Genomic DNA, 22,545 nt, shown 5'->3' with positions numbered 1-22,545 from the left:
TGTCACAGGAGGTCACAGATGTGGCTATAGCTACGGCAGACATAGAGGCTAAGGAGCCTGTACTGGTTTTAAATCAAGAATTTGATTTGGTTGAACTAGGTTGATATAGGGTGCAGCGAGGTAGGTTGAGCTGGCTCCAGTAGCCCCAGTTCCTGACGCTCCCGCATTGTTGTTGTGTTGAGGATTTTGCACTCGTGCCAGAAGCTCAGATTGAGCAACGAGTTGTACATTTTTCCCATTAATCGTGTAGCTCTGAGAAACGAAGCGAATGCCATCTTGATCAGGCCGGAACTCCCCGTTGAGAACTGTGCCCTGAGGTGCAAGGACAGCCCCGTTTTGATCCAGCAAGGGTTCGGCCAGCTGTACGGATCCAGGGCGGGTGTCCCCTGAGGCAATTGAAAGTGTTTCTGCTCCGGCGTAGCGAACTCTTAAGGTCCTTCGTGATGTTGATGCCAAATGAGGATTGGCAGCTGCAGACGTGTTCAGTCCTGTGGCAAGGGGAGACGGAGACGCAGGCTGGGAGGCCATTTGGGATGGCCGTTCAGATTGGAGAGGACGATTGGTTGGCCCACCCTGTTGATTAGGGGTTGCCACTGGAGGCGAGGAAGGAGAAGGCGAACTGTTCGGGATTGAACTGAGCGGCGGCACGCTAACCATTTCTCTGGCCATTGCTCTGGGAGAACCTGATGCCGGAGCAGTTGTAGCTGAGGGAGGAGAAACTACCGGAGCTGCCGGGACAGGTGAGGGATTTATAGATGAGGAATTGAGCGATGGAGATGCGTTGAGACGTTCTAGAGGAAACATGGAAACTGACCCTCCAAGCAAACTGCTGCCACGAGAGGGCGAACTGGCCGGTGGGGTGGCGGATGGAGAGGAGGAAGGAGTAGCAATCGGACGGGGTGAAACAGCTGCTGCAGATTCAGCTGCGCTCCCACCATTCGCAGTGAGTAAAGGTTTCAGGAGCCACCGGTTCTCGGCTGATTGCTGTAACTGAACCTGCCTTGGCTGTAAAACTGCATCTGAACTCAGCTCTAGAACGATCCGAGCAACCCCAGGTTGAAATTGAGCTACCCGAACTTGACGCACAGCCCCTTGTTCATAGGACTGTTGCTGAGTAGAAACTGCCCCTAACTGTGTGTCTGGTAGGTCTAGCACGATCCGCAAGGGGCTACTCAAAACAAAGTATTGAGGCGTTGTGCTGCCCGCAGTCGTGATTTCAAGCTGTGCGGTAGCTGGGTCAAACCGCCAGCCCTCCAACTCAGCTGCTAGAGCTTGATGAGCATTTATACTTGTGCCCAGCAGTAGGACAAGCCAACTTAAATGAGACTGCCACTTTTCCAGCATCTTGACCGGCCTCAGCAATGTTTTCACACTTACGCGCGCTCAAAAGGCTGCTCCCCTCGTGCCATATTGGCTTTGAGCTTGTTTGCTAATGAGTTGTATCACAATCTTTGAATAGCGGCGTCAAGTAAGCTAGTAGCAGAAGTGCAGCTCCAGGGTGGTCGCTGTGCAGGATGAGCAAAATTGGTTCTCGCCTGTGCGCCCGTGATTCTAAGGTCGTTCCGCCTGAACAATCCATATTTTTTTAGGATTGTCGAAGCTAGTAGCGCTTTTTAGTAGCAGCACGGGTACTTTCTCAGCTAGGGCAGTGAAGAGCGACCGCCCGACCCTTCTCCTGTTGCCTGAGTTTCCTTGTGATCACACCCATGTCTAGATCCAGGTCCAACCTCAAAGATGGTTTCTCCGGTCCGCCCCAAGAGCGAGCCAGTGAGCGGCCGCAGGAGCAGCGATTTACAGTGCATTTCTGGGGAGTCAGAGGAAGCATTGCCTGCCCAGGCGTTGATACGGTTGAGTATGGTGGCAACACGCCCTGCGTAGAAATGCGGGTCGGAGGTGAGCGCCTAATCTTTGATGGTGGCACTGGTCTACGGGTCTTGGGGCAGGAGTTGCTGAAGCACATGCCCCTAGAGGCGAAGTTGTTTTTTACCCACAGCCACTGGGACCATATTCAGGGCTTTCCCTTTTTCACGCCTGCTTTCACGCCTGGTAACTGCTTTCATATTTACAGTGCTGTTGCTCCCAACGGAGCCACGATTGAACAGCGGCTGAACGACCAAATGCTGCACCCCAATTTCCCGGTTCCTCTCCAGGTCATGGGTTCAGAACTCAAGTTCTACAACATTGAGGTCGGCGTGCCTCTGACTCTAGGCGAGATCCGAGTGGATACAACCCGTCTCAATCATCCAGGGGAGGCAGTAGGCTATCGGGTCAATTGGCGGGGCCATAGTATTGCCTACGTTACTGATACTGAGCACTACTTGGACCGTCTAGATGAGAATGTAGTGCGTCTGGCTCATCAGGCCGATATTCTGATTTACGACGCTACTTATACCGACGAGGAGTACCACGACCCCAAATCCAGCAAGGTGGGCTGGGGACACTCGACCTGGCAGGAGGCCGTCAAGGTCGCTAAAGCAGCTGAGGTGCGTACCCTAGTGATTTTTCATCATGATCCAGTTCATGATGACCGGTTCATGGACCGAGTCGGCGAAGAGGCCCGAGTGCAATTTCCCAGTTCAGTTGTCGCCCGTGAGGGCATGGTTCTGGATGCCGTATCCTGTGCAAATTTGTCTTTGAGCGCAGACCTCAACGTTCCTGCCTGAACTGGCTAGGTAGGGCAGGTTTGACTCCTGGACTGTGGCAAAATGTAAAGCGTGTTAGTAACCTCTTCGACTGCAAGTACGCGTACACCGACTGCTGTCGCCCTCGGTAATTTTGATGGCTTGCATCGGGGGCATTATCAGGTGATTCAGCCTGTATTGCAGCCTCAAGCTACGGCTGGCGAATCTCTTGTTCCTACGGTTCTCTCCTTTGCGCCCCACCCCCAAGAGTTTTTCAGCGGAACTGTACGTCCGTTGCTGACGCCGTTACCTGAGAAAGCAGCTTGCCTGAAAAGCTGGGGAATTGAGCAATTGATGCTCCTGCCATTTGATGTAGAGTTGGCAGCTCTGAGCCCACAAGAATTTTTAGAACGAATTTTGCGTGAGCAACTCAGGGCACAACGGGTTAGTGTCGGCTTTAACTTCCGGTTTGGTCACCGTCGAGCAGGAACAGTTGAAGATTTGCGACGCTGGTCTAGTTCCTTAGGGATTGAGGTGGTCGTAGTGCCGGAGCTGGCTTGCGAAGGAGAGCGAGTTAGTAGTTCTCGAGTGCGGGCCTGTCTGCTGGCAGGGGAGGTTGATGAGGCACGACGCTTGCTAGGACGTCCCTACTGCTTGACTGGACGGGTGGTTCAAGGCCAACAACTGGGCCGGACCTTGGGATTTCCAACTGCTAACCTGCAAGTGCCAGAGCGCAAATTTCTGCCTCGGGACGGCGTTTATTGCGTCCGTGCCACTTGGCTAAGTAAGGCTCTCTCGGCAGAGGATTCACTGGCTGCAGATTTGGCTCTGGGTCGAGCTGGCAACCCGTCTGCTGTTGCCGTAATGAATATTGGAACTCGCCCCACCGTCAACGGTATGACTCGTACAGTTGAAGTGCATCTGCTGAATTGGTCTGGGGACCTATACGGCTCCTTGCTGAGCGTGGACTTAGAGAGGTTTTTGCGACCTGAACAGAAATTCGACTCCCTAGAAGCTCTGAAGCAGCAGATTGCGCTAGACCGGGAAGCAGCTCTGAGTTATTTTCAAGAACCGGCTTACTAGCTGAGAACTAAAGCTGTACACAGACCGGTAAAGCCGTTTGAACCCCCTTGGCAGGGGAACCCTTGAGAACGTCCTTACGCAAGAGGCCCTCCACATGCTGGCAACTTCCATGCACGATCAGATAGATGACCGGGTTGCTCGGCTCACGGCTAACCTGAGTCAGGCCATCGTTGGTAAAGCAGAGGCCGTTCGGCTGGTGATGGTTGCCCTATTCTCCGGTGGTCATGCCCTGATCGAGGATGTACCAGGTGTGGGCAAAACCTTGTTGGCTAAGTCTTTGGCTCGGTCGATTAATGGCAGATTCCAACGGATTCAATGCACACCTGACCTGCTGCCAACCGATATTACTGGTACCAATGTCTGGAACCCCCGCAGCGGCGAGTTTGAGTTCTTGCCGGGTCCCGTATTTACCAACGTTTTGCTGGCTGACGAAGTGAATCGAGCGACGCCTCGCACCCAGTCGGCTCTGTTAGAGGTTATGGAAGAGGGGCAGGTCACAGTTGATGGCACGACTCGCCCTGTTGCCGACCCCTTTTTCGTGGTTGCGACTCAGAACCCTGTGGAGTATCAGGGCACCTTTCCTTTGCCAGAAGCTCAGTTAGATCGCTTTGCTCTCTCCTTCAGTCTGGGTTACCCCACTGAATTAGAGGAACTGAATATGCTCCAGCGCTTTCAGGGTGAGGTTGCACCCAAACCTCTACAACCCTGCCTGTCACTCGAAGAGATTCTGTCATTGCGTCAGAGTTGCGCAACGATCAAGGTGACGCAAGCATTGCAGCAGTACATTCTGGCTTTGGTCCGGGCTACCCGCGAGGATGAAGAAATCACCCTGGGTGTCAGCCCACGAGGCGCTGTTGCTCTGCAAAGAAGCGCACAGGCAATGGCTTTTCTGGAAGGACGCGACCATGTCCTGCCTGATGATGTCAAGTTTCTAACGCCATTCGTGCTTTGCCATCGGCTCATTCCTGCTGGTGGGCGTTCCGCTCGAGGAATTGTCGAACGGCTACTGCACACAATTGCTGTGCCTTAAGCTCGACCGTAGCAAGCGATGGCAGTTATCTGAGCAGTAGTCTGCAGACGCCAAGCCCAGAACTGATCGCCAAAGGAAAAGTGCCACCATTCTAAGGTGTGACGCTGGAAGCCACTTGATGTCATGACCCTGTGTAACAGTTGCCGGTGGGCATGGAACTGTTGGGCTTTGGATTCACTGGCATCTTGAAAGTGATCAGGATAAGAGCGAGGTGACATTTCATCAATGGGAGAACCCATGTCGACCTCTTGTCCCCCAGCATCTACTAAAGTGACATCTACAGCAGCTCCAGTACTGTGTGGCGGGGGCGTGGCTGGATTCTCGTTTGGGACAGCCCAGAAGGTATAGACCTGAGCGTAAAGCTCCTGCTGTTGCGCTGCAATAAGGCTTGCCGGATTGAGTCCCTGGGCCTTCGCTTGTTGGATGAACGTGTAATCCACCATGTACTGCTGAACAGCAACTGGACGGTAAGCATCAAAGATCTTGAGTCGCCAGCCGGGTACAAGTTCATGCAGCTGGGCTTGAGCCTCTTGCAGCTTAACTAGTACACCAGAGCGCACCCAGAAGGGCGATTTGTGCTTATAGGGTGCGCCAGCCCTAACGTAGGGGTGAGGGTCCTGAAAGGCAAAGCTTTCAGAGATAGGGACTAGGGCCTCTCCACACTCTTGAATTGGAATGGTTTGGTAGGGCTTCAAGGCCAACTTCTTCCTAATCTCCTAGCTAATTTCCCAGATAAATACCCATTCCCCGTGCTGTTTTCACCAAGGTGTCATCTGGATTGACGGCACTATACTGACCGATTGCTTCTTGAATGGCAACGCTGACTACTTGCCGATTTTGCCAAGCCACCATGCGGTCGTATTGCTCTCCAGCGATCAGGTCAACGGCATGGACCCCAAAGGCTGTTGCATACAAGCGGTCTAAAGGTGAAGGAGTTCCCCCGCGTTGCACATGGCCCAAGATGGTGACTCGTGTCTCTGCACCACTGCAAGCGCTGATCTGCTCAGCCAGATACTGACCTATGCCGCCATAGCGACAATCCCCTTTAGAGTCAGCCTGAGTAATGCTCTGACCGTCCTCAGTTTTCACCGCCTCGGCAACGACGACAACCGAGAAATTAAGCCCCATGGACTCCCGCTCAGCGATTTTCTGACAGATTTGGCTGAGCTTGTAGGGAATCTCGGGAATCAGAATGACATCGGCACCACCTGCTATCCCTGCACTGAGGGCAATGTGTCCAGCATCCCGTCCCATCACCTCTAAAATCATCACCCGTTCATGGCTGGCGGCTGTAAATTTCAATCGGTCCAGCGCCTCAGTGGCAATATTCACCGCTGTATCGAAGCCAATTGAACGCTCGGTGCTCCCCAAGTCGTTATCGATGGTTTTGGGTATCGCAACCAGGTTCAGGCGACCCTTCTGGGCAATCTGCCGCAAAATAGCCAGACTGCCATCGCCGCCAACCCCGATCAGGGCATCCAAGCCTAGCTCGTGGTAGCCTGCGATGATCTCTTCCGAGCGGTCTAGCAGTTTGCCATCAGCCATGGGAAAGCGAAAGGGATTGCCCTTATTGGTCGTGCCGAGGATGGTTCCGCCCATGGTGAGCAATTGGGAGACGCTATGCAGGTCCAAAGTTCGGCAGCGTACTGGGCGGCTCATCAGGCCTTGGGTGGCATAGAGAATGCCTACCACATCCCAGTCATAGGTACCAATCGCCCGGTGGACAACGGCACGGATGACAGGATTGAGGCCTGCACAGTCGCCACCGCTAGTGAGGATGCCAATGCGTTTTTTTCCCATGCTTGCTCCGATTATTCATGCAGCCCGGCTTGGGCCGCAAACCATCCGAATTTTGTCAGAACCTGGTGCTCCTGTGCTGAATATTTTGAGCCATCACTAAAGCAGGCTATTGGCCAGTCAAACTTGCTTTTGGCCAATAGCCAACTCAACACAAATGATTAACTTGCAGCAGTAATCTGTCGCTTAATTGTGACTAAAATCACAAGCTTCCAGAAAAGTTTCTGCCAATTATGGACAGACAGGGGTTCTCAAGCTTAAAAAAGCTAAAGCTTAGGATAGGATGCCACCATTCATCTATTGGCTATCCTGTGATTGGAACGCACAAAGCTGGGGTGTCAAAGCTACACTCAAGATGGTTGGCATACAGCCCATTCTTAGAGCGCAAGCTAGCCTAGAGAAGCCAGCCCTGAACCTTAGCAAACATCTGTGAGTGAACTTTCTGCACTGGTTGCAAGTCTTAGCTTTAAGCCATTCTCTAACGACTAATTCAACCGTGCAGAATTTTAGAATATCCCCAGGGATTCAAAGAGAAGAAGTTCATAAAGCTCACAGTTATTTGTTGTTGTAGTAGGGCGCTGTCAATCGATCTCCGGGGAGATTTCAGAGCAAACTGAATCGTGTTAGCTCAATAGGGAATAAGGTTTCAATGCTGGCGCGCCCTACAGTGCAGGAAAGAACTCAGACACCATTGCTAAGTGGAATGACCCAGACACCATTGCAGCAGAGCGGAATGAACGGCCAGACTTTGATTCCAGAAGCTCCACCTGGCTTCAAGTCAGGGTTCATCGGGTTAATTGGGCGGCCGAATGTGGGCAAATCAACGCTCATGAATGTCATGATCGGTCAAAAGATCGCGATCACCTCGCCGGTTGCCCAGACAACTCGCAATCGGCTACGAGGCATCCTGACCCTACCTGAAGCCCAGATTATCTTTGTAGATACACCTGGGATTCACAAGCCGCACCACCAATTGGGAGAGGTGTTGGTGCAAAACGCCTGGAGTGCCATCCAATCTGTTGATGTGGTCCTGTTTGTGGTCGATGCTTCTGGAGAGGCAGGCGGCGGCGACCGTTACATCGCCGAGATGCTCGCTCAGAGCAATGTACCAGTACTAGTTGGGGTTAATAAGGCAGACCAGCAGCCTGAGGATCCTAACCAAGCTGAAGCCATAGAACGCAGCTATCAAGCTTTGGCCCAAGCGCGGGGATGGCCTATTGCTAAGTTCTCAGCCCTGACGGGCGAGGGTATGGACGTGCTGCAGCAGACGCTAGTGAGTACCTTAGCGCCTGGTCCCTACTACTACCCACCGGACTTGGTCACGGACCAGCCAGAACGCTTCATCATGGGTGAGCTGATTCGGGAGCAAATCCTGTACTTGACTCGTGAAGAAGTGCCCCACTCTGTCGCCGTCACAGTGGACCGGGTAGAAGAAGAACCTACGATCACCCGCGTATTAGCGACCGTGAACGTGGAGCGTAACTCCCAAAAAGGCATTTTGATTGGCAAACGAGGCAGCATGCTGAAGGCCATTGGCACCGCCGCCCGTGAGCAAATGCAAAAATTGATTGCTGGCAAGGTGTATCTAGAACTCTTTGTTAAAGTTCAGCCTCGTTGGCGTCAGTCGCGCACGCGCCTGGAAGAATTGGGCTATCAGGTTGAAGAGTAGGGACACTGGGCCCAGTGCCCCTACTGCTCTTTCATATCAACTGGTTTGGCGCCGTCGCAGTTGACCACAGGCGGCGTCGGCCTCTAAACCTCGTGTCCGTCGAACGCTCACGGCGATATGTCGGTCCTCAAGGGCTTGCACAAATTGTTGAATGCGCCTTGGGGATGGGCGCTGATAATCAACTTCGCTGATTGGGTTGTAAGGGATGAGGTTAACGTGGCTTTGGAAGCCGCGCAGATGGTTTGCTAGCTCAACAGCATGCTCCGGCTCATCATTAAGCTCTGCTAGCAAGATGTACTCGAAGGTCACACGTCGGCCTGTGAGTGTGACATATTCTTGGCACTCAGCCAGCAGCGCTTCTAGAGGGTATTTGCGAGCACTAGGAATGAGACGCTCTCGGATCGGTTGATTGGAGGCATGCAGGCTCACGGCTAAGGTAGCTTGGAGGTGATGCTCTGCTAAGCGACGAATCTGACCCGGAACGCCAACTGTCGAGATCGTCATGCCTCGCTGACTAATGCCAACGTCGTGATTTAGGCACTGTACCGTTCGCACCACCTGTTCAGCGTTGAGCAGAGGTTCGCCCATGCCCATGAACACAATATTGTTAACTCGACGATTCATATCCTCCTGAACCGTCAATACCTGATCCACAATCTCGTGAGCATATAGATTGCGCTGGAAGCCGCCCTTCCCTGTCGCACAGAAGTCACAGGCCATAGGGCAGCCCACTTGAGAAGACACACAAACCGTCAAGCGCCCTGCTGTTGGAATGCCTACGGCTTCCACGGTTTCGCCATCGCTCAGACGCAGCAGGAACTTGACCGTATCATCAGCGGCTACTGAGCGATAGTGGATTTGCGAACGGCCCACGGGAAACTCAGCCATCTGTGCCCGCCACTGCTTGGGCAGCACAGTAATTTCATCGAGCGAACGGGCACCCTTGGCATAAATCCAATCGTGGATTTGACGGCCTCGATAAGCGGGTTGGCCTTGGCTTTCAGCCCAAATGCTTAGCTCGGTCTGAGATAACCCCAGCAACGACCGAGGTGCCTCTGGATGCTGAGTTGGCACTTCTACAAGCATTGACATAGCTCAGGCACACAACAAATCTCTATCTCTATGCTAAGTGGCCTGCCCTTCGCTGAGCACTGCCAGCTGATGAACTGGCACAGGGCTCTCAACGGCTTGAGGAAAAACAGGCGCACTATGGACTTCATAGCAAGCTAACGGGTTATCCGTAGGTAAACATGCACATCTAGAAGGCACTTGATCATAAGATCGTCAAGTGTCCTGGATCGCCCTTGAAGCCCGTTCATTGGGTTGAGGAGGAGAGCGCTTATGTCCCTGTTCGATTGGTTCGCCGACCGGCGGCGCAGTGCCCCGATTAGCAAGGAGCAACAGCAACGCGAGATCGCTGACGGTCTATGGACCAAGTGCGCTAAGTGTCTGGTTTTGGCCTACGCCAAAGATCTCAGCCTCAACCAGATGGTCTGCCCTGAGTGCGGCCATCACATGCCTGTAACGGTTGAGCAACGCATTAATCAATTAGCTGACACTGGAACCTGGGTACCGCTCGACGAAAGTTTAGTGGCGGGTGATCCTTTGGAGTTTAGAGACCGCAAGTCCTACAGAGACCGGTTGCGGGAGACGCGTGAGAAGACTGGGCTTAAGGATGGTGTCCAAACTGGCTTAGGCAAGTTGGAGGGCTATCCCTTCGCTCTGGGAGTAATGGACTTCCGCTTCATGGGCGGCAGTATGGGCTCCGTAGTCGGTGAGAAACTAACGAGGCTTGCTGAACGGGCTACTGCCGAGCACATTCCTCTGATTTTCATCTGCGCATCAGGGGGGGCTCGCATGCAAGAGGGCATGCTCAGCCTAATGCAGATGGCAAAGGTTTCAGCAGCGCTGGAGCGACACCGGGAAGCTCAACTGTTGTATATTCCGATCCTCACCCATCCCACGACGGGGGGGGTAACCGCCAGCTTTGCCATGCTAGGAGATATTTGTCTGGCAGAGCCCAAGGCACTGATCGGCTTTACTGGCCGACGAGTCATTGAGCAAACGCTGCGCCAAAAGGTGCCGGAAGACTTTCAAACTGCTGAGTATCAGCTGGCCCACGGCTTAGTCGATGCGATTGTGCCTCGTCCGCAATTACGCAAGGTTCTGGCACAGTTACTGGCCTTGCATCAGCCTGTGGTTCGCCCGACTCAAGCGTCACCGGTTCTGTTACGCGAACCGGTGACTCAGCCAGATTGGACTAACCAGATAGAAGCCAGATAGAATCAGAGTCAACAGCAAAAATCTTTAGCAAGTAGTCCTCCTATGGGGTAGACTAAAGAGTCTGACCAAACGCAAAGAGGACTCAAGAGGAAGCAAGCATGTCGCGATATCGAGGCCCTCGCCTGAGGGTAGTACGCCGCCTGGGGGATCTTCCCGGCCTGACCCGCAAATCCGCCCGACGGTCCTACCCCCCCGGGCAGCACGGCCAAGAGCGCAAGAAGAAGTCTGAGTATGCCGTGCGTCTGGAAGAGAAGCAGAAGCTCCGTTTCAACTACGGCGTGACCGAAAAGCAGTTGCTGCGCTATGTGCGTAAAGCTCGCCGTGTCAGTGGCTCCACTGGCTTGGTGTTGCTGCAACTGTTGGAAATGCGGCTAGACAACGTCATTTTCCGTCTGGGCATGGCGCCCACCATTCCGGCGGCACGTCAGTTAGTAAACCATGGCCACATCACGGTCAACGACCGCGTTGTTAGCATTGCTAGCTACCAGTGCCGTGCAGGGGAAGTGATTGGGGTCAAGAACCAGGACAAGTCTCGGGCAATCGTTCAAACCAATCTAGAATTCCCTGGTCTGGCCAACGTTCCGACTCACCTGGATTTTGATAAAGCTAAGCTTACTGCCCGTGTCACGGGAGTGGTTGAACGCGAATGGGTTGCTCTTCAGATCAACGAATTGTTGGTTGTTGAGTACTACTCGCGAATCGCTTAAAGCACTCACTGCAAAGAATTTACAATGCTCCCTACTCAGCATGAGTAGGGAGCATTGTTATTGGTGTTGCTCATTAGGTATTACTCAGTGAGTCAGGCTTAAATGTATTCATGCTCCACTGCAAGCTGAAGCAGCCAAATTAGCTCGAAATTCTAGAGTTGGCAGTGTGGGTTTGATACCGCAACAGTGCTTCAACCAGCGTTCTAGTCTGGACAGGCTTGCTAATGTAATCATCCATGCCTGCCTCCAGGCAGGTTTCCCGATCCCCTGGCATGGCATTAGCGGTGGTCGCAATAATCCAAGGGCGTGAGTTAGGCCATTCTTGGCAGATTTGACGAGTTGCACTCAACCCATCCATTTCTGGCATCTGCACATCCATCAGGACAACGTCATAGGGTTGACGTCGCAAGGCGTCAAGTGCTTCCAAGCCATTACCTACAATATCGGCCCGGTACCCTAAGCGTTCCAGGTTTAACAGGGCAACCTTTTGGTTCACCCGATTGTCCTCGGCCAGTAGAATTCGTAGAGGAAATTGTTCAGCAAGCTTGGGTTGGCTCTGGACTGCTGGGGAGCCTCTGCGCTCCCCACACGCGGGCTGTCTACTAAAGGCCTGAGTTAGGGCATTGTGAAGCTGGGCTTGTTTAATCGGTTTACTTAAACAAGCGGCAAGCTCGACCTGACCGACTTGGCTTTTGAACTCTTTTCTGTCTACAGAGGTCAACATAACCAGGGGCAGTTCCTGGCAGTGAGGTAGCTTGCGGATCTCTGCTGCCAGAGCTAACCCATCCATGTCTGGCATTTGCAGGTCTAGGATTGCTAGGTCAAAAGCTTCTTCCTGTTCCAAGCAAGCTAGGGCTTCTGACCCGGATAAAGCTGTATGGATGCGCATGCCCCAAGATTGCCCTTGCAGCGTCAGAATTTGCCGGTTAGTTGCATTATCATCCACGATCAACAGCCGTTTCCCAGCTAATTGAGGTTGACAGACTGGCTGATCAAGCGGTGTTGAGCGGTTAGGTGCTGACCGAGCAGTTAGGGTGAAGGAAAACGTGGAGCCTTTGCCTACCTGACTTTCTACCCACATTCTGCCCCCCATCAGCTCACTGAGCTGCTTGCTAATGGCTAACCCTAGCCCGGTGCCTCCGTACTGCCGAGTGACTGAGGTGTCTACCTGGCTGAAGGATTGAAAGAGGCGATCCATACGGTCGGGCGGAATGCCAAGGCCGGTATCTTTGACTGCAACTTGAATCTCATAAGTTGGACGGGGGTTTGCCTCAGGTTCGTTGCTCTCAATCACAGGTCGGGCGCTCACCGAAACTAGAACTTCCCCCTTTTCTGTAAATTTGACAGCATTGCTGAGCAAGTTTACTAAGATCTGGCGCACACGGGTAATATCTCCGACTAACCAAGTGGGCGTGGTTGGCTCAATAAAGTAAGCCATCTCCAGGCGTTTCTCGGCCGCTTGAGGGGCCAGCAGATCTAAAGATTCTTCTATGCAGATTCGCAGATTGAAGGGTTGCTCCTCTAATTCGAGCTTGCCTGAGTCAATTTTTGAGAAGTCAAGAATATCGTTAATGATCGTGAGGAGCGCATCACCACTACTGCGGATGGTCTCAACAAAATCTTGCTGCTGAGCTGTTAATGGTGTGTCGAGCAGGAGCCCCGTCATGCCAATGACACCGTTCATAGGTGTGCGAATCTCGTGGCTCATATTGGCCAGAAATTCACTTTTTGCTCGGGTTGCTGCTAATGCTTGATCGCGAGCTTGAGCTAAAGCAACTACAGCTTGTTGGCGTTGGGTGATATCACGATAGCTAATAACGGTGCCTACTATCTTGCCGTCAACCTGGTGGGGCTTGGAAAAACGTTCAAAGCTTCTTCCGTCTTTAAGCTCTAGAGTGTTGCAATTTTCCGCCTCCGCCTGTTCGTAGTCTTCTCTCACTTTATCTAGAAAGACTAACGGATCCTTAAGCTGCTCCCGAATGAAAGCTACGAATTGTAGGTCATTGCGAGTTGCCATAACAGTCTCGGGAACGCCCCACATATCTACGAGCTTTTGATTCCAAATCACGATCTGCCTGGCACGATTAATGACAAGCACACCATCAGCCGTTGACTCTAACGTGGCTTGAAGCAGAGATAGGGAGCGTGCTAATTCCTGCTCCGCCTGTTTGCGCTCAGTAATGTCTATGGCAATGCCCAGAACTGCAGGAATTTGTGAGCCAGCCACACGAAAAGGAATTTTGGTTGTTTGAAAAATATGTGTGTTGCCTTGAGCATCAACGAACACATGTTCAGGAATGAATCTAGGTAAGCCGGTCGTGATAACTTGCCAGTCATCCTCCTGAAAGCGCTGCATTCTCTCTTGGAACCGACCAAAATCCAAGTGGTTTTGATTGAGAAGTTCCTCGACAGAAATGCCAAGGACTTCTGCAACTGCCTGATTGGCCAGGAGAAATTTGCCGTTCTTATCTTTTGCGAAGATGGAGTGAGGTACCAGATCGATGACTTGGCGTAATTGTCCTTCCTTAGCTTGCAAAGCCTCTTCTGCTTGCTTGCGCTCGGTAATATCTCGAGCTACAACGCAGAAAACATCTTTGTCATCCTGAGAGATAACGTTGCAGTTGACTTCAACCTCAACCAGGGAACCATCTTTGCGGCGATATTGCCGCTCAATCGAAGAGAGGCTGCCTACCGCTAGAAGATGCTCAATATTTTGGTTAATGCTCTCATGAGCATCGGAAATGACGTCGTAGAGTATTAGACCGCGAATTTCCTCAGAAGTGTAGCCGAGCAACCGCTCAAAGGCAGCATTGGCTTCTAGAAAATGCTTGGTTTGGCTATCAACTAGAAAGATACTCTCTGAGGCTTGGGCAATCACAGCCCGATAACGTTCTTTGCTTGCACGCTGCTCATCTTGGGATAGAACTAAGCGTTCCAGTAACAGTAAGGTTACTCCGCCAAATGCAAGCCCTATCACTATCAGAGACACTTTGAGAAAGCGCAGACTGTTCTGGCCTTGCTGGTAAATCTCGCGGGGCATATCCGCTCGTAGAAGCAGGGCTGGTTTGCCATCTACGTCTCTCAGTAGGGTATAGCCTGCAATTCGCTTCTCGTTAAGAGGTTGGACGTAGATAGCTGTTGTCTTCGACAGTGAATCCCGGGCAGCCTGAAAGTCAAGCGGTAACTCTGGATCCTTGAACCGCTGAACTGCAAGCGACAGACGAGTAGTCTCAGATAAGGACTTAATTTTTGTAGAGTCTAAGGCTTGACCCACAATTAGAGAGCCGCGAACCGGGCCTTTGCCTTCGCTCGTTAGGATTGGCTGAGAAGAAACCATCCAAATAGCTTCAGGTAGCAGAATGAAGCCTTGATGAGTACTGCTCAACTTAGGGTGTTGCAGAACGATGGGCTTGCTTGAGAGATAGGCGCCTAAACCAATGGGTAGAGGAACTGCTTTGCCTTGCTGTGGATCTAACGCTTTGCCAAAAACGAGCCGTCCAGAGGAATGAACAAACAGGAAGAGGCTAATATCAGCCTTTTGGAGCGCTTGATTATAGAGATTCGCCTCGATGTAGTCATCTGTGGGGTTCTCAATGAAGGCGTATGTATCGTCCCATGAGGCCCAGGTGAAACCAGTGGCGCTCAAACTGTCAAACTCGTTTGCTAAGGCACCTGTTACTCGCTCAAGGTTTAGTCGAGTATTTTGCACCTCCTGTTCGGCCACGTTGCGCAGCAGAATCGTTGAGGAGACTGCGTACACAGACCCCAGTAAGCCGACGAGCGCTAAACCCAAGATGGGCAATGCCTTTCTGCGTAAGGCTCTGGGCTTTTCCTTCATGGCGCAACCCACCTATCTACTGCCACCAGTCCGTGCTCCGCTTGAACCTATCATCTAAGCCAGTATTTCCCCCTAAGTTGCCCTTCCCAGGTCTTACCCGAACGGTTTGAGGGTTACAATCCGCTGGGAATCATCGAAACCCTTTAATATTTCCCAGATACGTCACAATATGTGAAGAGTCTGAACTGCGAGAGAGCAAGATGCGCGTTGCGATTGTTGGGGCTGGGCTGGCGGGTATGGCAACCGCTGTCGAGTTAGTAGATGCGGGACACGAAGTCGCTCTGTACGAGGCTCGGCCCTTTGTCGGGGGCAAGGTGGGGAGCTGGGTAGATAACGAAGGCAACCATGTTGAAATGGGTCTGCACGTCTTCTTCGGCTGCTACTACAACCTGTTCTCTCTGATGGAAAAGGTTGGTGCAGTTCAGAATCTTCGCCTCAAAGAGCACACCCACACCTTCATCAACCGCGGGGGCAGAATCGGGGAGCTGGACTTTCGCTTTATCACTGGAGCGCCTTTCAACGGTCTCAAGGCGTTTTTTACCACCTCTCAGCTCTCAACCGCTGACAAGATTGCAAACTCTATTGCTCTAGGCACCAGTCCAATCGTGCGGGCACTGGTTGATCCAGAAGGGGCAATGCGCACCATTCGTAACCTCGACAAAATCAGCTTTGCTGACTGGTTCCGCTCCCATGGAGGCAACAACGGTAGCCTCAAACGCCTGTGGAACCCAATTGCCTATGCCCTCGGCTTCATCGACACCGAGAATATCTCAGCTCGCTGCATGCTGACGATCTTCCAGTTCTTCGCGACTCGAACTGAAGCCTCGGTGTTGCGCATGTTGGAAGGCTCTCCAGATGAGTACTTGCATAAACCCATCGTGCATTATCTCAAGGACCGAGGCGTTACGATTACGACTCGTGCCAGGGTCAAAGAAGTGCAGTTTGAAGATGACCGAGTCACGGGCTTAACGATCAACGTTCAGGGACAAGAAGAACAGATCACTGCCGATGCTTATGTCTGTGCGGCAGATGTGCCGGGAGTTCAGCGCTTAATCCCCGAGGACTGGCGCAAGTGGCCTTTGTTCGACAACTTGTTCAAGCTCGACACGGTACCCGTCGCCACGGTCCAACTGCGCTTTGATGGCTGGGTCACCGAACTTCAGAACCCAGAAGCAATGCAGGATGCCAAGGCTAGAGGGCTCGACAACTTACTCTATACGGCTGACGCAGACTTTTCTTGCTTTGCTGACCTGGCGTTAACCAGCCCCAGTGATTATTTCCGCGAAGGTCAGGGTTCGCTGATGCAACTGGTGCTGACACCAGGCGATCCCTTCATTAAGCAGTCTAATGAAGAGATTGTGGCTCATGTACTCAAGCAAGTGCAGGATCTCTTTCCCTCCTCCCGTCAGCTCAACGTGACCTGGTCAAGCGTTGTAAAGCTGGCCCAGTCGCTATACCGCGAAGCACCTGGTACGGACCCCTATCGTCCTACGCAGCGCACTCCTGTTGCTAACTTCTTCCTGGCAGGCAGCTACACGATGCAGGACTATATCGACAGCATGGAGGGTGCCACGATTTCCGGTAAACAAGCAGCGGCAGCAATTCTGGAGTCTGGGCAATGAGCGATTGGCTAGAGCACTCAGTTCAAGTTGAAGTAGACGTCCCAATCGAGTTGGCCTGGGGTCTCTGGTCCGACCTAGAGCAAATGCCCCGTTGGATGAAGTGGATCGAATCAGTCAAGGTCCTGCCAGACAAGCCGGATCTTTCGCGCTGGAAGCTGGCAACCGGAGGGCTGGAGTTTAGCTGGCTCTCGCGCATTGTCAATATCCAGACTCACCAACTCATTCAGTGGGAGTCAGTGGACGGACTGCCTAACCGAGGAGCTATCCGCTTTTATGACCGAGGCCCGTCTGGATCAATTGTCAAACTCTCAGTTGCCTATCGCGTCCCAGGCATTCTGAAGTTGATGGATGACCTGTTTCTGGGGCGTGTGGTGGAATCCACCATCGAGGCTGACTTAGAGCGCTTTCGCACCTATGCCCTAGCTGACAAAGCCAATCGGACAGCAACCTCAGCGGGGACCACTGACAATTGATGAGTTGGCCAGCGCGATCAAATCATCGCGGTTGCTATCCTCACGCATCGTGATTGTGTAGCGAACACCATCCTGAATCCATTGCAGGTCGGGACCCGAACAGGACGCCCCACAGCGCATTGGAAAAAAGCGTCCAGAGATGCCATTCGCTAACTGCACATCCTGGGACTCACCAAAGTTGTCCAGGGTTAAAGCCGACTCACCCACGAAGTAGCCTGTCGTACAGGCTCCAGCCCCACCGCAGTCGGGGACAGTAGACAGGCTGATCGAGTAACCCCCCTCTGGCGTCACTAGGGCACTGGCGTAGAGCAGACCTTGCTTGGTTTCGGAGGTCAGATTGCTGGGCAGTCTGACTGGCACCTTGGCCTGTTTAACCTGACCTAGAACTGATTGGAGTACCGGTGCAAGATTGGCATCCGCCCTGGCAGAACTGCTGTTGCCATTACTGTTACTGCTATTACTGCTAGCGATGTCAGCGATGTCGCGGCTACTGGCTCTAACTGGGCTGTTAGTGTAGAGGCTCAGAACTTGCTCTTCAAGCAACTGGCGTTTGCCCTTGAACACCTGAAGGTAGGAGTTCTTGGCATTTTTGCCATCGCTATAGAGAGCGTAGGTGTAGTCGCCATTGCGAAACACTGGACTGGCATCTCCTGCGCTGCGCACGGTAACCGGTTCGCCACCCTTCTTATCGGCGCCAATGTAATAGCGGGGTTGGCCGTTGCTATAGCAGATTACAAAGCGATAGTTAGCTGTTTCGCCAGCACTGCTGAGCCGAGTGTCATCGGGACAAGTGGTAAAGACGCTATCTCCCTTAGCAGCAGATAGAGGTTGATAAGCCGTAGTTTCAGTAGTGTTAGTAGAAGCTGGAGCGCTCGCCTCTGGCGAGGGGGATGCTTCGGGGGTGGCCGCTTCAGCAGATGGCGTCGTATCTGGCGTGGTGCCAGTGGTAGGAGGCGTGGGTTGGGAAGCGCAACCCACTTCCAGGAAGGTCAGCAGAGCACCACAGATCAACAGGGTCAGAGGTCGTCTCACAACAACTCAGGGAGGGTGACAATCGCTCATTATGAACGGAGAGCACCTCGGGCGCACTGGCGCTTGGGTAGGATTTTAAACTGGCTCAAGCCATTGCAATTCTTCAGATAAAACTTAATGCAGAACCAACGTCAAAAGGCCCTGCAAACGGTATCAAAGCATCTTTTATTGCACCCCGAGGAAAAGCTGTTTAGGGTTCTAGCACAAGCCAACGAGACAAAATGGGTCTTAAAAGCCAGCGCAGAAATTGGCTCAAGCTCTGCGGTTGCAACCAGGCGAAACTGGCGACTAAGAGCGCGAAACTTGCCAACAGCAGCAGGATGAATGTGGGAGGCATGATCACCCCTACAGAGAACCAGGCCCAGACATGAACTAGCAGCAGTGCTGCGCCTAGGCTTTGCAGAGCCACACTCCAGTGAATAGGGCGCTGAAATAGGACCAATGCCAGGGTTGCCGCTGTGCCCAGAAAGGTTAAGGGAACTGCTCCCGCACAGAAGCTGACGCAATGGTCACGGGAGGCAGCGGCTAGCAATTCGACAGCAGACAGAAGAGTCATGAGTATCCTTTCTTGGACAAGGCACTGAAAGCAACAATGCCCCAGAATTGTGCTCAAGAAAAGGTTGAGTCCTAAAAATAACTTTAAGATCGAGAATTATGAAGAAACTTGTACTGATCACGGGTTTTGAGTCGTTCAACACTGGGCTATATGTCCAAGCGGCTCAACTAGCTCGTAGTGGCTGTCCAGAGCTAGAGATCCAGGTCTTCAACGACCGGGATCTCAGCAGTCGCCCGACAGAAGTTGAAGCAGCGTTGCAGGAGGCGGATGTCTTCTTTGGCAGTTTGCTATTCGACTATGACCAAGTGCAGTGGCTACGAGAGCGGCTGCAAACTGTCCCAATTCGTCTGGTGTTTGAGTCGGCCCTGGAGCTGATGAGCCTGACCCGCTTGGGCCAGTTCGTAATCGGAGACAAGCCCAAGGGCATGCCCAAGCCCGTCAAGTTTCTACTGGATAAGTTTGGCAGTGGGCGTGAAGAGGACAAGCTAGCAGGCTACCTCAGCTTTCTGAAAGTGGGTCCCAAGTTGCTCAAATTCGTGCCGGTGCAAAAGGTTCAAGACCTGCGTAATTGGCTGATTATTTACGGTTACTGGAATGCAGGCGGAACTGAGAATGTCGCTGCAATGTGTTGGGTGCTAGCGGAGAAGTACCTAGACCTGAAGGTACAGGAAATTCCACCTGTCCAAGAAACGCCCAATATGGGTCTGCTGCACCCAGATTATACGGGCTATTTTGCTACGCCTCAGGCTTATTTGGACTGGTACTACCACCAATCACAATCTCGCAACGCGCCAGTCATTGGCATATTGCTCTATCGGAAGCATGTTATTACCCATCAGCCTTACATTCCCCAATTGATCCGACGCTTTGAACAGGCTGGTTTAGTGCCACTTCCAATTTTTATCAATGGTGTGGAAGGGCATGTGGCGGTGCGTGACTGGCTAACCACTGAGTACGAGCAGCAGCAATGGGCATTAGGCAATGCTGAAATTAAATCGCTGATTCCTGAAGCGGCTCGGGTTGATGCAATTATTTCAACGATTGGTTTTCCACTAGTGGGCGGACCTGCAGGTTCGATGGAAGCAGGGCGGCAAGTTGAAGTTGCTAAACGCATTCTTAGTGCTAAAAATGTGCCCTATTTTGTGTCTGCGCCTCTATTGATTCAAGACATTCACTCCTGGACGCGGCAAGGCGTGGGTGGCTTGCAAAGTGTGGTGCTCTACGCGTTGCCAGAGCTGGATGGAGCGATTGATCCAGTACCCCTAGGTGGCTTAGTTGGCGATCAAATTTATCTAGTGCCAGAGCGGGTTTCTCGCTTGATTGGTCGCGTCAAAAGCTGGGTATTGCTGCGACAAAAACCGGTTGAGGAACGCAAGATTGCCATCGTTCTCTATAACTTTCCGCCGGGTTATGGAGCTACCGGCACGGCTGCGCTCCTCAACGTGCCGCGTTCGCTAGTGAAGTTTCTGCAAGCGCTGAAAGCTGCAGGTTATGCGGTGGGCGAGATCCCAGAAGATGGTGAAGAACTGATTGCTCGGGTCAAAGCAGCAGACGAAGCCTTAGAAAATACCACGACCGTGAGCAGTCGCACTTTAGAGCATTGGCTAGGCTATTTACTCGCCCGTCGCGTTGAAAAACAGTGGGGTTCTCTAGACAGTTCGCAACAGCTTAAAAGTCAGTCTGGAGAGTTTTTACTGGGCGGGGTGCAACTGGGCAATGTATGGCTCGGCGTTCAACCCCCGCTTGGTATTTCTGGCGACCCAATGCGCCTGATGTTTGAGCGCGATTTGACGCCTCACCCACAATATGCGGCGTTTTATAAGTGGCTTCAGCAGGGTTGGGAGGCTGATGCCGTCGTGCACTTCGGTATGCATGGTACCGCTGAATGGCTACCAGGTTCACCCTTGGGTAACACGGGCTATTCCTGGTCGGATATTCTAATTGGCAACCTACCGAATTTATACATCTACGCTGCTAATAACCCTTCTGAATCTATCCTGGCTAAGCGGCGTGGCTATGGTGTTTTAATTTCACACAATGTGCCACCCTACGGACGAGCAGGTCTTTATAAGGAACTTGTTGCTCTGCGGGATCTGATTGCCGAATATCGCGAAGATCCGGATAAGAACTATGCTCTCAAAGAGGTGATTCTCAAAAAGCTTATAGACACCGGCTTAGCAGCTGATTGTCCATTCGAGGAAGCGAAAAAGTTAGGCATTGCTCTCACTCCCGAAAATGTCAGATTATTCAGTCAAGGAGCCTTTAACCGCTATCTCATTGAGCTGTATCAGTACTTACAAGTGCTTGAGAATCGCCTCTTTTCCTCAGGACTGCACACACTGGGCGAGGCGCCAAACGAGCAGGCAATTCAAAGCTATTTAGATGCCTACCAGGAGACTGATTCAGATCCCGATGTTGCCAACCAGATTCGCACCCTACTGGGCCAAACAACTGATGAGATCACCAATCTAATCAGGGGCTTGAATGGAGAGTATGTACCCCCTGCCCCTGGCGGTGATCTCCTGCGGGATGGTCCAGGCGTACTGCCGACCGGACGCAATATTCATGCCCTTGATCCCTACCGCATGCCCTCACCGGGGGCGTTTGAAAGAGGTCGGGAAATTGCTCGCAAGCTTCTGGCACAGCACCTCGCAGAAAATAGTACCTATCCTGAAACGGTTGCCGTGATGCTTTGGGGCTTAGATGCGATCAAAACTCGGGGTGAATCACTAGGCATCATTTTGGAGTTGGTAGGTGCTGAACCCCTCAAAGAGCAAACAGGACGCATCGTGCGTTATGAGCTGATGCCCCTAGCGCAATTAGGCCGTCCCCGTATTGATGTTTTGACTAATCTGTCTGGTATTTTTCGGGATAGCTTTGCCAATATCTTGGAGTTATTGGACGATCTGTTTCGTCGTGCGGGCGAGGCAGATGAACCGCCCGAGCAAAATTTTGTGCGTAAGCATGTTTTAGACCTTCAAGCTAAAGGCATTAAGGGGGCAACAGCGCGGCTGTTCTCGAACCCTGCAGGGGACTTTGGTTCCCTTGTGAATGATCAAGTCGTTGCAGGCAACTGGGAAAATGGCAAAGAACTTGCAGACACATGGCGCAGTCGCAATGTGTTTAGCTACGGTCGTCAGGACAAGGGGCAAGCCCGACCAGAAGTCTTAGATACACTCTTACAAACCACGGGTCGCATTGTCCAAGAGATTGACTCGGTGGAGTATGGCTTGACCGATATTCAGGAATACTATGCCAATACCGGTGGGCTTAAAAAAGCAGCCGAACTCCAGCAAAATCGAAAAGTCACCGCCAGCTTTGTCGAAAGTTTCTCCAAGGACACTACCCCCCGCAATCTCGAAAGTTTATTGCGCATCGAATACCGCACTCGCCTGCTCAATCCCAAATGGGCAGAACAAATGGCGGCCCAAGGTTCCGGTGGTGCTTATGAAATATCTCAACGCATGACTGCTTTGATTGGCTGGGGTGGCACGGCTGATTTTCAAGAGCATTGGGTCTACGATCAGGCCGCAGAAACCTATGCTTTCGATGCAGCAATGGCTGAGAAGCTACGCGAAGCTAACCCTGAAGCCTTCCGCAATATCGTAGGACGTTTGATTGAGGCGAACGGTCGTGGCTTCTGGCAGCCGAACGAAGCCACAATTAATCAGCTGCGCAATCTCTATGACCAAACCGAGCAAGAGTTAGAGGGCGTGACCTCTTAAGAGCCATTCAATACCCAGCTGAATAGGGTCATGCCAAAATGAAGCTGCTCGGTTCTCTCAGCGGGTAGCCATAACGTCTCTGGCTAGAGCTTGGGCCATAGCAAACATC

At 52.3% G+C, this 22,545-nt stretch carries 16 protein-coding genes; 9 read left to right on the top strand and 7 right to left on the bottom strand.

The window, feature by feature from the left end:
* Positions 1–48: 48 nt before the first annotated feature.
* Positions 49–1,344 (bottom strand): AMIN domain-containing protein, encoded by a 1,296-nt coding sequence (locus H6F94_RS21785; protein WP_190804339.1) that lies wholly within the window; start codon positions 1,342–1,344, stop codon positions 49–51.
* 362 nt (positions 1,345–1,706) lie between these two features.
* Between H6F94_RS21785 and H6F94_RS21780 the strand changes: the two genes are divergently transcribed.
* The 3 genes from H6F94_RS21780 to H6F94_RS21770 all read left to right on the top strand — a co-directional run bounded on the left by H6F94_RS21780 (position 1,707) and on the right by H6F94_RS21770 (position 4,734).
* On the top strand, positions 1,707–2,663 hold the full coding sequence (locus tag H6F94_RS21780) for an MBL fold metallo-hydrolase (protein ID WP_190804338.1): 957 nt from the start codon (positions 1,707–1,709) through the stop codon (positions 2,661–2,663).
* Between the two features lie 51 nt (positions 2,664–2,714).
* Complete coding sequence (locus H6F94_RS21775) at positions 2,715–3,704, top strand: bifunctional riboflavin kinase/FAD synthetase (protein WP_190804337.1); 990 nt, start codon at positions 2,715–2,717, stop codon at positions 3,702–3,704.
* Between the two features lie 94 nt (positions 3,705–3,798).
* A complete protein-coding gene (locus tag H6F94_RS21770) occupies positions 3,799–4,734 on the top strand; it encodes an AAA family ATPase (RefSeq protein WP_242041323.1) in 936 nt (311 codons plus the stop codon).
* On the opposite strand, the gene H6F94_RS21765 is transcribed toward H6F94_RS21770, so the two are convergent.
* Positions 4,731–5,429: a M15 family metallopeptidase gene (locus H6F94_RS21765; RefSeq protein ID WP_190804336.1), complete on the bottom strand. Its 699-nt coding sequence runs from the start codon at positions 5,427–5,429 to the stop codon at positions 4,731–4,733. The two genes, H6F94_RS21770 and H6F94_RS21765, sit on opposite strands and share 4 nt — an antisense overlap.
* 25 nt (positions 5,430–5,454) lie before the next feature.
* Positions 5,455–6,534, bottom strand: a complete 1,080-nt coding sequence (locus H6F94_RS21760; RefSeq protein ID WP_190804335.1) for an ATP-dependent 6-phosphofructokinase — start codon at positions 6,532–6,534, stop codon at positions 5,455–5,457.
* Between the two features lie 646 nt (positions 6,535–7,180).
* On the opposite strand from H6F94_RS21760, the gene era reads away from it, so the two are divergent.
* Entirely contained in the window at positions 7,181–8,200 is a 1,020-nt protein-coding gene (era, locus tag H6F94_RS21755; protein WP_396426452.1) for a GTPase Era, read from the top strand.
* 36 nt (positions 8,201–8,236) lie between these two features.
* On the opposite strand, the gene rlmN is transcribed toward era, so the two are convergent.
* Entirely contained in the window at positions 8,237–9,286 is a 1,050-nt protein-coding gene (gene rlmN / locus H6F94_RS21750; RefSeq protein ID WP_190804334.1) for a dual-specificity RNA methyltransferase RlmN, read from the bottom strand.
* 255 nt (positions 9,287–9,541) lie between these two features.
* On the opposite strand from rlmN, the gene accD reads away from it, so the two are divergent.
* Both accD and rpsD read left to right on the top strand, forming a co-directional pair.
* Positions 9,542–10,483: an acetyl-CoA carboxylase, carboxyltransferase subunit beta gene (gene accD / locus H6F94_RS21745; RefSeq protein WP_190804333.1), complete on the top strand. Its 942-nt coding sequence runs from the start codon at positions 9,542–9,544 to the stop codon at positions 10,481–10,483.
* Between the two features lie 98 nt (positions 10,484–10,581).
* The gene (gene rpsD / locus H6F94_RS21740; protein WP_190804332.1) at positions 10,582–11,190 is read left to right on the top strand and encodes a 30S ribosomal protein S4; all 609 of its coding nucleotides are present in this window, start codon (positions 10,582–10,584) and stop codon (positions 11,188–11,190) included.
* 139 nt (positions 11,191–11,329) lie between these two features.
* On the opposite strand, the gene H6F94_RS21735 is transcribed toward rpsD, so the two are convergent.
* Complete coding sequence (locus H6F94_RS21735) at positions 11,330–15,028, bottom strand: PAS domain S-box protein (protein WP_190804331.1); 3,699 nt, start codon at positions 15,026–15,028, stop codon at positions 11,330–11,332.
* Positions 15,029–15,228: 200 nt separating this feature from the next.
* On the opposite strand from H6F94_RS21735, the gene zds reads away from it, so the two are divergent.
* Both zds and H6F94_RS21725 read left to right on the top strand, forming a co-directional pair.
* The gene (gene zds / locus H6F94_RS21730; protein ID WP_190804330.1) at positions 15,229–16,650 is read left to right on the top strand and encodes a 9,9'-di-cis-zeta-carotene desaturase; all 1,422 of its coding nucleotides are present in this window, start codon (positions 15,229–15,231) and stop codon (positions 16,648–16,650) included.
* Positions 16,647–17,123, top strand: a complete 477-nt coding sequence (locus H6F94_RS21725; protein WP_190804329.1) for an SRPBCC family protein — start codon at positions 16,647–16,649, stop codon at positions 17,121–17,123. The genes zds and H6F94_RS21725 overlap by 4 nt, the downstream gene beginning before the upstream one ends.
* Here the strand turns inward: H6F94_RS21725 and H6F94_RS21720 are convergent.
* The gene (locus H6F94_RS21720; RefSeq protein WP_190804328.1) at positions 17,100–18,155 is read right to left on the bottom strand and encodes a hypothetical protein; all 1,056 of its coding nucleotides are present in this window, start codon (positions 18,153–18,155) and stop codon (positions 17,100–17,102) included. The two genes, H6F94_RS21725 and H6F94_RS21720, sit on opposite strands and share 24 nt — an antisense overlap.
* A 190-nt stretch (positions 18,156–18,345) precedes the next feature.
* Positions 18,346–18,711 (bottom strand): hypothetical protein, encoded by a 366-nt coding sequence (locus H6F94_RS21715; RefSeq protein WP_190804327.1) that lies wholly within the window; start codon positions 18,709–18,711, stop codon positions 18,346–18,348.
* A 98-nt stretch (positions 18,712–18,809) separates the two neighbouring features.
* Here H6F94_RS21715 and bchH point away from each other — a divergent pair, with 98 nt between their 5' ends.
* Positions 18,810–22,436 (top strand): magnesium chelatase subunit H, encoded by a 3,627-nt coding sequence (gene bchH, locus H6F94_RS21710; RefSeq protein WP_190804326.1) that lies wholly within the window; start codon positions 18,810–18,812, stop codon positions 22,434–22,436.
* The last annotated feature ends 109 nt before the right edge of the window (positions 22,437–22,545 follow it).

This window comes from Leptolyngbya sp. FACHB-261 (assembly GCF_014696065.1).
In the GTDB taxonomy this organism is placed as follows: domain Bacteria; phylum Cyanobacteriota; class Cyanobacteriia; order FACHB-261; family FACHB-261; genus FACHB-261.
Note: the sequence above shows the minus strand (reverse complement) of the source record. Positions and strands in the feature narration are given on the sequence as shown.

Bases quoted from the DNA above. Each gene is read 5' to 3' on its own strand.
- accD (WP_190804333.1), top strand. From the start codon at position 9,542: ATGTCCCTGTTCGATTGGTTCGCCGACCGGCGGCGCAGTGCCCCGATT.
- era (WP_396426452.1), top strand. From the start codon at position 7,181: ATGCTGGCGCGCCCTACAGTGCAGGAAAGAACTCAGACACCATTGCTA.
- H6F94_RS21785 (WP_190804339.1), bottom strand. From the start codon at position 1,344: ATGCTGGAAAAGTGGCAGTCTCATTTAAGTTGGCTTGTCCTACTGCTG.
- H6F94_RS21780 (WP_190804338.1), top strand. From the start codon at position 1,707: ATGTCTAGATCCAGGTCCAACCTCAAAGATGGTTTCTCCGGTCCGCCC.
- H6F94_RS21770 (WP_242041323.1), top strand. From the start codon at position 3,799: ATGCTGGCAACTTCCATGCACGATCAGATAGATGACCGGGTTGCTCGG.
- H6F94_RS21725 (WP_190804329.1), top strand. From the start codon at position 16,647: ATGAGCGATTGGCTAGAGCACTCAGTTCAAGTTGAAGTAGACGTCCCA.
- rpsD (WP_190804332.1), top strand. From the start codon at position 10,582: ATGTCGCGATATCGAGGCCCTCGCCTGAGGGTAGTACGCCGCCTGGGG.
- H6F94_RS21760 (WP_190804335.1), bottom strand. From the start codon at position 6,534: ATGGGAAAAAAACGCATTGGCATCCTCACTAGCGGTGGCGACTGTGCA.
- bchH (WP_190804326.1), top strand. From the start codon at position 18,810: ATGAAGAAACTTGTACTGATCACGGGTTTTGAGTCGTTCAACACTGGG.
- zds (WP_190804330.1), top strand. From the start codon at position 15,229: ATGCGCGTTGCGATTGTTGGGGCTGGGCTGGCGGGTATGGCAACCGCT.
- rlmN (WP_190804334.1), bottom strand. From the start codon at position 9,286: ATGCTTGTAGAAGTGCCAACTCAGCATCCAGAGGCACCTCGGTCGTTG.
- H6F94_RS21735 (WP_190804331.1), bottom strand. From the start codon at position 15,028: ATGAAGGAAAAGCCCAGAGCCTTACGCAGAAAGGCATTGCCCATCTTG.
- H6F94_RS21715 (WP_190804327.1), bottom strand. From the start codon at position 18,711: ATGACTCTTCTGTCTGCTGTCGAATTGCTAGCCGCTGCCTCCCGTGAC.